The sequence below is a fragment of the Jeongeupia wiesaeckerbachi genome, assembly GCF_050916355.1.
In the GTDB taxonomy this organism is placed as follows: domain Bacteria; phylum Pseudomonadota; class Gammaproteobacteria; order Burkholderiales; family Chitinibacteraceae; genus Jeongeupia; species Jeongeupia wiesaeckerbachi.
This window is the reverse complement of sequence record NZ_CP136946.1, coordinates 750,804-762,142: the sequence shown is the minus strand read 5'-3', so window position 1 is coordinate 762,142 and position 11,339 is coordinate 750,804. Positions and strand designations below refer to the sequence as shown.

Below are 11,339 nucleotides of genomic sequence, written 5' to 3'. Positions count from 1 at the left end.
CAATGCAGCAGACAACAAGACAAGGCGGTTTCACCCTGGTTGAACTGGCGATCGTCCTGGTGATCGTCGGCCTGATCCTGGGGCTGGCGTTCAAGGGGCGTGACCTGATCGACGGTGCGCGGGTCAAGAGCGCGCAGGCCGGTGCGAACAAGATCCAGGCGGCCATCAATATCTATTTCGAGCGCTATGGCGCCTATCCCGGCGACGGCTGCGTCGCCGCCAATGCCACGACCGTCGCGGCATGCACGCCAGCGCCGAATGGCACCGGCGCCGCGCGCAACGGCTTGATCAACGGCGCCAACGAACTGAGTTCGTTCTGGAGCATGCTGACCACCGGCACCAGCATCCTCAGTGCGTCGGAGCGCAATACGCCGTTCGGGGTGCAATGGAATGTGGTGCTGACCAACAACGTCGATTACTTGCAAACGGCGGCGGCGATCGACCCGCGCTACTCGTGCGCGATGGATCAGCAGTTCGACGACGGCGTGCCGGCGACCGGTAATATCCGCACGACCGGCGCGGGGTACACGATGGCAACCGATTGCTGGTCCACGGCGGCCACGCCCGCCGGTGTCGGTACGGCTTCCCGCGTACTGAACGTCCGGCTGCTGCCTTGATCGTTGGGCAAAACAAAACCCGCCAGCTGGCGGGTTTTGTTTTGGTCGCGGCCCGCTCAGTTCGGGGCCGCGTCGGCGCCGCCGAGCACTTCGCGCAGCAGTGGTAGCGTCACCGGCCGGCGTAGCGACAATGCATAGCGGTTGGCGCGGGCAATCAGCGCCTGCAAGTCGGCGAGGTCGCGGCTGGCGTGGTGCAGCAGGTAGTCGCAGGCTTCGTCGCTGAGGTCAAAGCCGAGCTGGTGCGCAAGCTGCTGCAGCACGGCGGCCTTGTCGCGATCGGACAAGCCCTTGAGCTGGTAGACCAGCCCCCAGCCGAGCCGGGTGGTCAGGTCGTCGCGCAGTGCGAGCAGCATCGGCGGCAGCGGGCCGGCCGCGAGCAGGCGGCCGCTGCCTTCGCGCAGCGTGTTGTAGTGATCGAAGAGGCGGATCTGCTGGGCTTCGTCGAGTACCTCGACGTTGTCGACGATCAGCGCGGTATCGGCGGCGATTTCGTCGGGCAGCGTTTCGGTTCGGGCGTCGATGCGCAGCGCGCCGGGCAGCCGCTCGGCCGCGGCATCAAGCAGATGGCTCTTGCCGACGCCGGCGCCGCCCCACAGGTAGAGGAAGCGCACGTCGTCGCTGCCGGTCAGCCATTCACCAAGCATGAACAGCAGTTCGGCGTTGTCGCCGGCAATAAAACCGGCGAAGCCCGCTGGCTGCGGGAGCATCAAGTCAAGGACGAGCTGTTTCATTGGCAAGCGGCACCAGACGCACAAAGGCGTACGGCCAAAATGGCAGCACGCGGGGTGGTCGGGGTGAGGGCGGCAGACGCGCACGGCGGGACCGGGCACGCGCCGCGCCGGTGGGCGGACAGCAGGCGTTTCATTGCAGGATGCGGTAAACTACCGCGTTTTCAGCAGCTTGCCGCCATTTTACCTGAGTTGGCGCGCTGCAGAACCCAGAATTCCTTCACGAGGCCGTCATGAGTTCCAAAAGCCTGAGCTACCGCGACGCGGGTGTCGACATCGACGCTGGCGATCAGCTGGTCGAAAACATCAAGCCGTTCGCCAAGCGCACGATGCGTCCCGAAGTCCTGTCCGGCATCGGCGGCTTCGGCGGGCTGATCGAAATCTCCAAGAAATTCAAGGAGCCCGTGCTGGTGTCGGGCACCGATGGCGTCGGTACCAAGCTCAAGCTCGCGTTCGAATTGAACCGCCACGACACCGTCGGCCAGGATCTGGTCGCGATGAGCGTCAACGACATCCTGGTGCAGGGCGCCGAGCCGCTGTTCTTCCTCGATTACTTCGCCTGCGGCAAGCTCGATGTCGACACCGCAACCGAAGTGATCCGTGGCATTGCCCTGGGCTGTGAGCTGTCGGGCGCGGCGCTGATCGGCGGCGAAACCGCCGAAATGCCGGGCATGTACCCGGTCGGCGAATACGATCTGGCTGGCTTCGCCGTTGGCGTGGTCGAAAAGTCGAAGATCATCACCGGTGAAAGCATTGTCGCCGGCGACGTCGTCCTCGGTCTCGCGTCGAACGGCGCGCACTCGAACGGGTATTCGCTGGTGCGCAAGATCCTGCACCTGACCGAAGCCGATTACGCGGCCGAGTTCGACGCAGGCAAGAGCCTCGCCGACGTGGTGATCGCGCCGACGCGCATTTATGTGAAGCCGATCCTGAAACTCCTCGAGTCGGTGACGGTCAAGGGGATGGCGCACATCACCGGCGGCGGCATCACCGAGAACGTGCCGCGCGTGCTGCCGGCCAACGTTGTCGCGCAGATCGATGCCAAGAGCTGGACGCTGCCGAAGCTGTTCCAGTGGCTGCAGAAGGAAGGCAACGTCGAAGCGCAGGAAATGTACAAGACGTTCAACTGCGGCGTTGGCATGGTCGTGATCGTGTCCGCCGACGACGCTGCAGCCGCCAAGGCGCTGCTCGAAGCCGAAGGTGAAACCGTCTACACGCTGGGCGTAATCCGCCCGCGCAACGGCGAAGAGCACCAGACCCAGGTAGCCTGATCCGCTTGGGCTGCCTAGGGGGCGAGGTGGTGACACCTCGCCCTTTGTTATTAGAAGTGGGCGCATTCGTGGAACCATGAAGAATATTGTCATCCTGATCTCGGGCCGCGGCTCGAACATGCAGGCGATCGTCGACACAGAGATCGCCGGTGCGCGCATCGCCGCGGTGATTTCGAACAAGGCCGATGCTGAGGGCCTGGCGTGGGCGCGCGAACGCGGCATCGCCACCGCATCGCTGAACCACAAGGATTTCGACGGGCGCGAAGCGTTCGACGCGGCGCTGGTCCAGCTGATCGATGGCTATGCGCCCGATCTGGTCGTGCTCGCCGGTTTCATGCGCATCCTCACGCCGGGTTTCGTCGGCCACTATGAAAACCGGCTGCTGAACATCCACCCGTCGCTGCTGCCGGCGTTTACCGGTCTGCATACGCATGAACGGGCGATCGCCGAGGGCGTGAAGTTCGCCGGTTGCACCGTGCACTTCGTCACCGCCGAACTCGACCACGGCCCGATCGTCGCGCAGGCGGTGGTGCCGGTGCTGGATCACGATGATGCGGCGGCGCTGGCCGTGCGCGTTCTGGTCGAAGAACATCGCCTGTATCCGCAAGCCGTGGCCGACTTTGTTGCCGGCCGGCTGACGATCTCGGGTCAGCGCGTGCTGCGCCGGGACTGATGATCCGATGACGCTGCGTTTCGGCCGCCGCCTGCTGGGTTTTGCGCTGATCCTTTCGCTGTTGCTGCACCTTTCCGGCCTCTTCGGCGAACTGGCGCTGGCATGGTGGGCGCGGCCGAGCGGCAACGAGACACCGTTGCGCAAGGCGACGCAAAAGCTGGCCGCGCAGGAACTCGACGACGAGATGACCAAGCCGGCCGGACTGGCGGGCGTCAAGCCGGCTGACAAACAGGTGGTCTATCTGCGGCCGCTGGCCGAGCTGGTTCCCGCCAAAGCACCGAAACCGGCGCCTGAGCCCAAGCCGGTGAGCAAGCCCAAGCCGCGACCGGCCAAGATCGTCGCCAGTGCCGCGATGCCGGCTGCGCCAGTCGAAATGGCCGCCAGCAGCGCGGTGGCGAGTGCCGCCGCGAGCCTGTCCGCCAGTGCGCCGGAGCTCGCCGCTGCCAGCAAGCCCGTTGCGGCGACGCCGGCCGAGGCTACGCGCACGACACAAGCGAGCGCGCCGGCAGGACTGGGCAAGCAGGCCAAGGCTTTCCCGAAGAACGTCCAGATTACCTATGTCTACGGCGTGTTCCCGGTCAGAATGACCTGGCAGGTTGATCAGGGCGACTACCGGCTCAAGCTGGCCGGCTCGCTGTTCGGCCGGAGCCGGCTGATCGAAAGTGTCGGCATCGTCGGCAAGCAGGGTGTCGTGCCGACGCGTTTCTCGGACTACAAGGACGACAAGCTGCTGAACGAGGCGAACTTCGACTGGGACGCCGGGACGGTGACGCTGAACGACAAGGGCAACCTGAAGACCGAGCCGTTGTCGCCCGGCGATCAGGACCTCTTTTCGGCGGCATTCCAGTTCGCGCTGCAGGGCGCGAAGATGAAGAACTTCACCTTCTCGATGCTCAGCGGTCGCAAGCGCTACCCCGAAGTGACGTTCGAGATCCGTGGCGAAACGACGCTGCGACTTGGCGACCAGCATGTCGACGTGATCCTGCTGCACGGTGAGTTCGAGGACCGCAGTTTCGATTTCTGGCTGGCGCCGCAATGGAACAATATGCCGGTGCGTATCCAGCTGACGCTGGGCAAGGACAGTGGCAGCTTCGACATCCTCGCCAATGCGATCACGATCAATGGCGAGCAGGTCCTCAAGCCGCTGTCGTCGGCCAACGGGGTTACCAACCGCAACAACCCGCAGCTGCGCTAGTCGCAACTGCCTGACTGGCGGGCTGCGGCCCGCACCGATTAACGCTGGTGTGAACCCGCTTTCGCCGCTACAACGCTGATATGAACAAGACCCAATTTGATGCCATTCTCGACGTGCTGCACACCGTGCTGCCGTTCACCGCGCCGGCCGATGTGTGCCTGTCGCGCTACTTCCGTGATCATCCCAAGCTGGGCGCGCGCGATCGCGCCGAAATTGCCGAAACCGTTTTCGGCCTCTTGCGCCACCTGCCGCGACTGAAGTGGGTTTGCGGCGACAAGGCCGGCGTCATCGACTGGATGGTCGCCTACTGGGCCGCGGTCGAGAAGCGCAACCTCAAGGAACTGACGGCGATCTTCGATGCGCGCCGGATGGAGCAGGCCAAGGAATACAAGGCGGTACGCTGGGACGAGGCACCGCTGCCGGTGCGTGCTGCGCTGCCGCAGTGGACTGTCGATGCGATGCTCGCCGACGGTTTCGACGAGGCCGGCATTCTCGAGATCGGCCGGGCGATGCTGCAATCGGCGCCGCTCGACCTGCGTGCCAACACGCTGAAAATGAAGCGCGATCCGGTGCAGACCGAACTGGCCGCGCAGGGCATCGAGTCGGTGCCGACGCCGTTTTCGCCGTGGGGGCTGCGCGTCACCGGCAAGCCGGGCCTCTCAAGGCTGGCCTTGTTCAAGGAAGGCGCGTTCGAAGTCCAGGACGAAGGCAGCCAGTTGCTGGCGCTGCTGACCAGCGCCAAGCGCGGGCAGATGATCGCCGATTTTTGCGCCGGAGCCGGTGGCAAGACGCTGGCGATCGGCGCGATGATGCAGTCGTCGGGCTCGCTGTACGCCTTCGATATTTCCGAGAAGCGGCTGTCCAACCTCAAGCCGCGTCTGGCGCGCTCGGGCCTGTCGAACGTCCGGCCGCAACTGATTGCCAGCGAGAACGACACCAAGATCAAGCGCCTGGCCGGCAAGATGGATGCCGTGCTGGTCGATGCGCCGTGCTCGGGTCTGGGCACGCTGCGGCGCAATCCGGACCTCAAGTACCGGCAGAGTGCGCAGAGCGTCATCGAGCTCAATGCCAAGCAGGCGAGCATTCTGGCGTCGGCTTCGCGACTGGTGAAGGCCGGCGGCCGGCTGGTCTACGCGACGTGCAGCTTCCTGCCGAGCGAGAACCGCCAGATCGTCGATGCCTTCCTGGCTGCGCACCCGGACTTCCAGCTCCTGGATGTGCGCGAGTTGCTGGCGAAGGAGAAGATCGAGATCGCGCTCGACGGCGAATGCATGCAGCTGTCGCCGATGCAGCATGGCACCGACGGTTTCTTTGCCGCGGTGATGCAGCGCGGCTGAGCCTGATCGGCGCCAAAAACAAAGCCCGCAATCGCGGGCTTTGTTTTTACTTGACCACCCGCAACGACGGGCGGCCACCGCTGGGGCGCGATGGTGGCGGCTCGTCGCCGCCGTCGTCCTTGCTTGCCGGCGCGCTTTCGGGCGCATCTTCCTGCTCGCCATCGGTCGGGCCTTCGTACTCGAAGCCCATGCCTTCGCCGTTCTCGCGCGAGAAGATCGACACGACGGCGCCGACCGGGATGGTGATATCGCGGGAGACGCCGTTGAAGCGCGCCGAGAAGCTGACGTAATCGTTACCCAGATTCAGGTTGCGCGTCGCGTTGTAGCTGATGTTCAGCACGATTTCGCCGTTCTTCACGTATTCCGTCGGTACCTGCATCTTGCCGCGTACGGCGACAACGAGATAAGGCGTGAAATCGTGGTCGGAACACCACTCGTGGATCGCGCGGATCAGATAGGGCTTGGTCGAAACGGATTGCATGGCCAATGTCCTCGGGTGAACAGGGCGGACCGGCCGGGACTAACCCGCTCGGCCGCGCGCCTTGGAGCCTGTCTCAGTAGGCGAGCGAGCCAAAGCAGTTTGCTGTCGTCCGGAGCGGAGGAAGCGGAATGGACACGAGGTCCATGAGGATTCCGAGCACCGGACGGCTACAAAATGCACAGGCTCAGCCGCCTAATAGGATAGGTTACTTGCGCATGGCCTTTTCGTTCGGCGTCAGCGAATCGATGAAGGCTTGGCGGCTGAACAGGCGTTCGGCGTACTTGAGGATCGGCACCAGCGGCTTGGTCATTTCGATGCCGTAGTGCTCAAGGCGCCACAGCAGCGGGGCGATGGCGACGTCGAGCATCGAGAACTCTTCGCCCAGCATGTGCTTCTGCTTGGTAAACAGCGGTGCGATCTGGGTCAGGCTGTCGCGCACGGCGACGCGGGCGGCATCAAGCGTTTTCTTGGTGGCGGCGCCGTCTTCGAGCGTCTTCATGTGCACGAAGAGTTCGCGCTCGAAGTTGAACAGCATCAGCCGCGCGCGTGCGCGCATCACCGGATCGGCCGGCATCAGCTGCGGGTGCGGGAAGCGCTCGTCGATGTATTCGTTGATGATGTTCGATTCGTACAGGGTCAGGTCGCGCTCGACCAGCACCGGTACTTCGTTGTACGGATTCATCACCGCGAGGTCTTCCGGCATGCTGTGCGTGTCGACGTCGAGAATCTCGAAGTCCATGCCCTTTTCAAACAGGACAATGCGGCAACGGTGGCTGAACGGGCACGAGGTACCGGAGTAGAGCTTCATCATGGCGATGGAATTCCCAGGGTGGATGCAATGGCGCCGATTCTAGCGATTTCGCCATCGATAAGCCAGAAATAATGACCTAAGTCATTGATTGGTATTGGTTTTTGTGTAAATAAAGAAAGGCGCCCGCGGGCGCCTTTCTTTCAGCTGGATGTCGGTGCTCAGTGCACGTCGCGCCAGTATTCCTTCTTCAGCAGATAGGTGATCGGGATCAGGATGAACAGCAGGAACAGCAGTACGCCGTAGCCGATCTGCTGGCGCTTCACCTGTGCCGGCTCGCCCATGTAGACAAGGTAGCTAACCAGATCGCCGACGCGTTTGTCGAACTCGCGCTGGTCGTACTGGTTGTTCTCGCCGACCTGGGTCAGTAGGCCCGGCTTCACGAGCTTCAGTCCCTCGAGCACCTTCTCTTCCTTGCCGTTGTGGCCCTTGACCGTCTTGTAGACCGGTTCCTGGATCCCTTGTAGCTCCCACAGCACGTGCGGCATGCCGACCTTGTCGAAGGCGGTGTTGTTCCAGCCGGTCGGACGCGAGTCGTCACGGTAGAAACCGCGCAGATAGGTGTAAAGCCAGTCGGCACCGCGCGAACGGGCGATCAGCGACAGATCGGGCGGGGTAGCGCCGAACCAGTTCTTGGCGTCCGCGGCCTGCATGGCCACTTTCATCGGCTCGCCGACCTTGTCGGTCGCGAACATCAGGTTGGCCTTGATCTGTTCTTCGGTCAGGCCGATGTCCTGCAGCCGGTTGTAGCGCATATTGATCGCGCCATGACACGACAGGCAGTAGTTGGCGAAGGTTTGCGCGCCACGCTGCAGACCTTCGACATCACGCAGGTTGACGGGCGCCTTGTCCAGGTGGACGCCGGCCTCGCTGGCAAAGCCGGCAACCGGGACGAGGAGTGCCACGGCGGCCAGGAAACGACGGAATTGCTGGGTCATTTGTGGTCGTCCTCAATCAAACCAGTTTCGCGAAAATCGCGGCACCAAGGAAGGTCACCAGCATCAGGATGCCGAAGATCATCTGGCGGCGGCCGTTGGTGTCGGTCACGCGTTCCGGTACCGGCAGCGGCTGGCCCCAGCGCGTGTAGAACGGCATGCCGAGGAAGAAGGCGAAGTAGATCACCGAGAACACTTGCGACAGGATCGTGCGCGGACCGTCCGGCGGCAGCGCGCCGAGGATGCCGAGACCGAAGAAGGCGACCAGGAAGACCGCAAGGATCCATTTGAAGAACGCCGGGCGATAACGGATCGACTTGACCGGGCTGCGATCGAGCCACGGTAGGAAGGCGATCACCACCACTGCCGCACCCATCGCCAGCACGCCCCAGACCTGGGTGCCGAGGAAGGACGGAATCGCGCGCAGAATGGCGTAGAACGGTGTGAAGTACCACACCGGTGCAATGTGCGGCGGGGTCTTCAGCGGATCGGCCGGGATGAAGTTATTGTCTTCGAGGAAGTAACCGAACATGTTCGGGAAGAAGAACACAATCACCGAGAACACCGCGAGGAAGACTGCGACGCCGAAGATGTCCTTCACCGTGTAGTACGGGTGGAACGGAATGCCGTCGAGCGGAATGCCGGTTTTCGGGTCCTTGTTCTTTTTGATCTCGACGCCATCCGGGTTGTTCGAGCCGACTTCGTGCAGTGCGACGAGGTGGGCGACGACCAGCGCCAGCAACACCAGCGGCACGGCAATCACGTGCAGCGCGAAGAAGCGGTTCAGCGTGACGTCGGAGACGACGAAGTCGCCTCGGATGAAGGTCGACAGGTCCGGGCCGATAATCGGCAAGGATGCGAACAGGTTGACGATGACCTGTGCGCCCCAGAACGACATCTGGCCCCAAGGCAGCAGGTAGCCGAGGAAGGCCTCTGCCATCAGGCACAGGAAGATCAGCGTGCCGAACACCCAGACGAGTTCGCGAGGCTTCTGGTACGAGCCGTAGATCAGCCCGCGGAACATGTGCAGATAGACGACGACGAAGAACATCGACGCGCCGGTCGAGTGCATGTAGCGGATGATCCAGCCACCCGCGACGTCGCGCATGATGTATTCGACCGAATTGAATGCCACCGAAACATTGGTGCCCGGAATCAGGCTGCCGTCCGGCTTGTAGTTCATCGTCAGGAAGATGCCGGTGACGATTTGGATCACCAGAACCAGCATCGCCAGCGAACCGAAGAAGTACCAGAAGTTGAAGTTCTTCGGCGCGTAATACTCGGATACGTGCGCCTTCCAGGTCGACGTCAGCGGGAAACGCTCATCGACCCAGTTGAGGACCTGTTGTCCTACTTGTTGTGCTTTGCTCATGCCTCAGCTCCCCTTGCCTTATTCGCCGACCATGATCCGAGCATCGGACAGGTACTTGTAGGGTGGAATGTCGAGGTTTTTCGGTGCCGGAACGCCGGAATAAACGCGACCTGCGAGGTCGTACTTGGAGCCGTGACAGGGGCAGTAGTAGCCACCGAGCCAGTCGCCACCCAAGTCCGCCGGGCCGAGGTCCGGGCGGAAGGTCGGCGAACAGCCCAGATGGGTACAGACGCCGACGGCGACGAGGATCTCGGGCTTGATCGAGCGTCCCTCGTTCTTGCAATTGTCCGGCTGGACGCTGCCATCCGATTTCGGATCGAGCAGCTGGGGGTCGAGCTTGGGCAGGTTGGCGAGCATCTCCGGCGTGCGTTTGAGCACCCAGACCGGCTTGCCGCGCCATTCGACGTTGATCTGCTGGCCCAACTCGAGCTTGCTGATATCCACCTCGACCGGTGCGCCCGCTGCTTTGGCGCGCTCGGATGGCAGGAAGCTCGCGATGAACGGAGTCGCAATGCCTGCGACCGCACCGGCGCCTGCGACGCCGGTGGCAATCAGCAGGAAGCGCCGCTTGCTGTTATCGACTTGCTGGTCACTCATACCCAATCCCTGATGTCTGGAACTAATACCTAAACCCGTGAATTCTACCCGAGCAGCATGGGAACAGGAAGCTGACAAGCAGTCAGCGTGGGCGGGAGGATACGCGTGGACCGGCTTGCTATCAGTTTGCGCTGCTGCGTGTGTATCGCGGTAGTTCGTCGTTGAGCTTGTCGGCCACCTGGGCGGTGATGTCGCTGACGGCTTCGCGCGTCGTGCCCGGATAGCTGACCTGGAAGACGCGTGCCGACAGTTTCCAGCCCTTGCCGACAGGGGTCAGCTCGTAGCGCATCCGGGCTTCGGTCGGAACCTTGGCCTTCGGGACCACCTGTTTGAATTCGACGCGCTTGTCGGCGCGCGCCAGGACGCGCATGCCCTTCTGGGTGCGATACGCGACGACGTCGTCGAGGATGGCCTGCGGCGTGCGGCCGTCGATGACGACGCTCGGGACCGTCGACGTCTGTGACTGCGTCTGATCCGGTGCCGGTGCGCTGACCGGCGGCTGGGTCGGCTGCGTGGCGCAGGCGGCGAGCAGGAGCGCCGCAGCCAGGGGGAGTAGATGGCGGATGTTCATACCGGATTCTCGATGTCGAGATGAATGAGTTCCAGACCAAAATGGCTGGCCAGATGTTCCCCGAGCGCACGCACGCCGTAGCGTTCGGTGGCGTGATGGCCGGCGGCGATGAATGCAACGCCGGTTTCACGTGCGAGGTGGGTGACGAATTCGGAAGCTTCACCGGTGATGAAGGCGTCGATGCCCAGATCGACCGCCTGATGGAAGTAGCCTTGCGCGCCGCCGGTACACCAGGCTACGCGGCGGATCGGGCGGTCGGCGTCGCCGATGACCAGCGGTTGCCGGACCAGCGCGGTGTCGATGCGCTGCGCGAAGCCGGCCAGCGTGGTCGGCTCGGCCAGCTCGCCGATCCAGCCGAGCTCCTGTTCGCCAAAGCGGCCGCTTGCCGTGAGGCCGAGGCGGGTGCCGAGCTGGGCGTTATTGCCGAGTTCGGCATGGGCATCGAGCGGCAGGTGATAGGCGAGCAGATTCACGTCGGCCTTGAGCAGCGCGGCGATGCGCGCCTTCTTGGTGCCGCGGATCGGCGCGGCTTCGCTCTTCCAGAAATAACCGTGGTGGACCAGCAAGGTATCCGCGCCGGCGGCGATCGCCGCATCAACGGCAGCCTGGCTTGCCGTGACCGCGGTCGCGACTTTGCGGACCGAGTCCCGGCCCTCGATTTGCAGGCCGTTTGGACAATAGTCCCGGAATCGGTCAACCGCGAGCAGTTGTCCGATATAATTTTCCAATTCGAATCTTGCGATCAACGTCATTC

13 protein-coding genes are annotated in these 11,339 nt (G+C 63.2%); 5 read left to right on the top strand and 8 right to left on the bottom strand.

The window, feature by feature from the left end:
• Positions 1-2: 2 nt before the first annotated feature.
• Positions 3-617, top strand: a complete 615-nt coding sequence (locus R0382_RS03745; RefSeq protein ID WP_432722437.1) for a type II secretion system protein — start codon at positions 3-5, stop codon at positions 615-617.
• Between the two features lie 56 nt (positions 618-673).
• Here R0382_RS03745 and hda read toward each other — a convergent pair whose 3' ends face one another.
• Complete coding sequence (gene hda / locus R0382_RS03740) at positions 674-1,348, bottom strand: DnaA regulatory inactivator Hda (RefSeq protein ID WP_432722435.1); 675 nt, start codon at positions 1,346-1,348, stop codon at positions 674-676.
• Positions 1,349-1,578: 230 nt separating this feature from the next.
• On the opposite strand from hda, the gene purM reads away from it, so the two are divergent.
• From purM to R0382_RS03720, 4 genes are all read left to right on the top strand, one after another.
• Positions 1,579-2,616: a phosphoribosylformylglycinamidine cyclo-ligase gene (gene purM / locus R0382_RS03735; RefSeq protein ID WP_432722434.1), complete on the top strand. Its 1,038-nt coding sequence runs from the start codon at positions 1,579-1,581 to the stop codon at positions 2,614-2,616.
• Between the two features lie 76 nt (positions 2,617-2,692).
• On the top strand, positions 2,693-3,289 hold the full coding sequence (gene purN / locus R0382_RS03730; protein ID WP_432722432.1) for a phosphoribosylglycinamide formyltransferase: 597 nt from the start codon (positions 2,693-2,695) through the stop codon (positions 3,287-3,289).
• A 7-nt stretch (positions 3,290-3,296) separates the two neighbouring features.
• Entirely contained in the window at positions 3,297-4,484 is a 1,188-nt protein-coding gene (locus tag R0382_RS03725) for a DUF3108 domain-containing protein (protein ID WP_432722431.1), read from the top strand.
• A gap of 80 nt (positions 4,485-4,564) precedes the next feature.
• A complete protein-coding gene (locus R0382_RS03720; protein WP_432722429.1) occupies positions 4,565-5,821 on the top strand; it encodes an RsmB/NOP family class I SAM-dependent RNA methyltransferase in 1,257 nt (418 codons plus the stop codon).
• A gap of 46 nt (positions 5,822-5,867) precedes the next feature.
• Here the strand turns inward: R0382_RS03720 and R0382_RS03715 are convergent, their stop codons facing one another.
• From R0382_RS03715 to R0382_RS03685, 7 genes are all read right to left on the bottom strand, one after another.
• A complete protein-coding gene (locus R0382_RS03715; RefSeq protein WP_432722427.1) occupies positions 5,868-6,302 on the bottom strand; it encodes a ClpXP protease specificity-enhancing factor in 435 nt (144 codons plus the stop codon).
• Positions 6,303-6,507: 205 nt separating this feature from the next.
• Positions 6,508-7,113: a glutathione S-transferase N-terminal domain-containing protein gene (locus R0382_RS03710; protein WP_203537953.1), complete on the bottom strand. Its 606-nt coding sequence runs from the start codon at positions 7,111-7,113 to the stop codon at positions 6,508-6,510.
• A 158-nt stretch (positions 7,114-7,271) separates the two neighbouring features.
• Positions 7,272-8,048: a cytochrome c1 gene (locus tag R0382_RS03705; RefSeq protein WP_432722425.1), complete on the bottom strand. Its 777-nt coding sequence runs from the start codon at positions 8,046-8,048 to the stop codon at positions 7,272-7,274.
• 16 nt (positions 8,049-8,064) lie between these two features.
• Positions 8,065-9,417 carry a cytochrome b gene (locus tag R0382_RS03700; RefSeq protein WP_432722423.1) on the bottom strand — a complete coding sequence of 451 codons (1,353 nt, stop codon included), beginning with the start codon at positions 9,415-9,417 and terminating at the stop codon, positions 8,065-8,067.
• A gap of 18 nt (positions 9,418-9,435) precedes the next feature.
• A complete protein-coding gene (petA, locus tag R0382_RS03695) occupies positions 9,436-10,014 on the bottom strand; it encodes a ubiquinol-cytochrome c reductase iron-sulfur subunit (protein WP_432722421.1) in 579 nt (192 codons plus the stop codon).
• Positions 10,015-10,135: 121 nt separating this feature from the next.
• Entirely contained in the window at positions 10,136-10,585 is a 450-nt protein-coding gene (locus R0382_RS03690; RefSeq protein ID WP_432722419.1) for a hypothetical protein, read from the bottom strand.
• Positions 10,582-11,337: a Nif3-like dinuclear metal center hexameric protein gene (locus R0382_RS03685; protein WP_432722418.1), complete on the bottom strand. Its 756-nt coding sequence runs from the start codon at positions 11,335-11,337 to the stop codon at positions 10,582-10,584. Before R0382_RS03685 ends, R0382_RS03690 begins: the two co-directional genes overlap by 4 nt.
• Positions 11,338-11,339: the final 2 nt, after the last annotated feature.

Excerpts from the sequence above, each read along its gene's own strand:
- R0382_RS03745 (WP_432722437.1), top strand. The coding sequence starts at position 3 with ATGCAGCAGACAACAAGACAAGGCGGTTTCACCCTGGTTGAACTGGCG.
- hda (WP_432722435.1), bottom strand. The coding sequence starts at position 1,348 with ATGAAACAGCTCGTCCTTGACTTGATGCTCCCGCAGCCAGCGGGCTTC.
- purM (WP_432722434.1), top strand. The coding sequence starts at position 1,579 with ATGAGTTCCAAAAGCCTGAGCTACCGCGACGCGGGTGTCGACATCGAC.
- purN (WP_432722432.1), top strand. The coding sequence starts at position 2,693 with ATGAAGAATATTGTCATCCTGATCTCGGGCCGCGGCTCGAACATGCAG.
- R0382_RS03725 (WP_432722431.1), top strand. The coding sequence starts at position 3,297 with ATGACGCTGCGTTTCGGCCGCCGCCTGCTGGGTTTTGCGCTGATCCTT.
- R0382_RS03720 (WP_432722429.1), top strand. The coding sequence starts at position 4,565 with ATGAACAAGACCCAATTTGATGCCATTCTCGACGTGCTGCACACCGTG.
- R0382_RS03715 (WP_432722427.1), bottom strand. The coding sequence starts at position 6,302 with ATGCAATCCGTTTCGACCAAGCCCTATCTGATCCGCGCGATCCACGAG.
- R0382_RS03710 (WP_203537953.1), bottom strand. The coding sequence starts at position 7,113 with ATGATGAAGCTCTACTCCGGTACCTCGTGCCCGTTCAGCCACCGTTGC.
- R0382_RS03705 (WP_432722425.1), bottom strand. The coding sequence starts at position 8,048 with ATGACCCAGCAATTCCGTCGTTTCCTGGCCGCCGTGGCACTCCTCGTC.
- R0382_RS03700 (WP_432722423.1), bottom strand. The coding sequence starts at position 9,417 with ATGAGCAAAGCACAACAAGTAGGACAACAGGTCCTCAACTGGGTCGAT.
- petA (WP_432722421.1), bottom strand. The coding sequence starts at position 10,014 with ATGAGTGACCAGCAAGTCGATAACAGCAAGCGGCGCTTCCTGCTGATT.
- R0382_RS03690 (WP_432722419.1), bottom strand. The coding sequence starts at position 10,585 with ATGAACATCCGCCATCTACTCCCCCTGGCTGCGGCGCTCCTGCTCGCC.
- R0382_RS03685 (WP_432722418.1), bottom strand. The coding sequence starts at position 11,337 with ATGACGTTGATCGCAAGATTCGAATTGGAAAATTATATCGGACAACTG.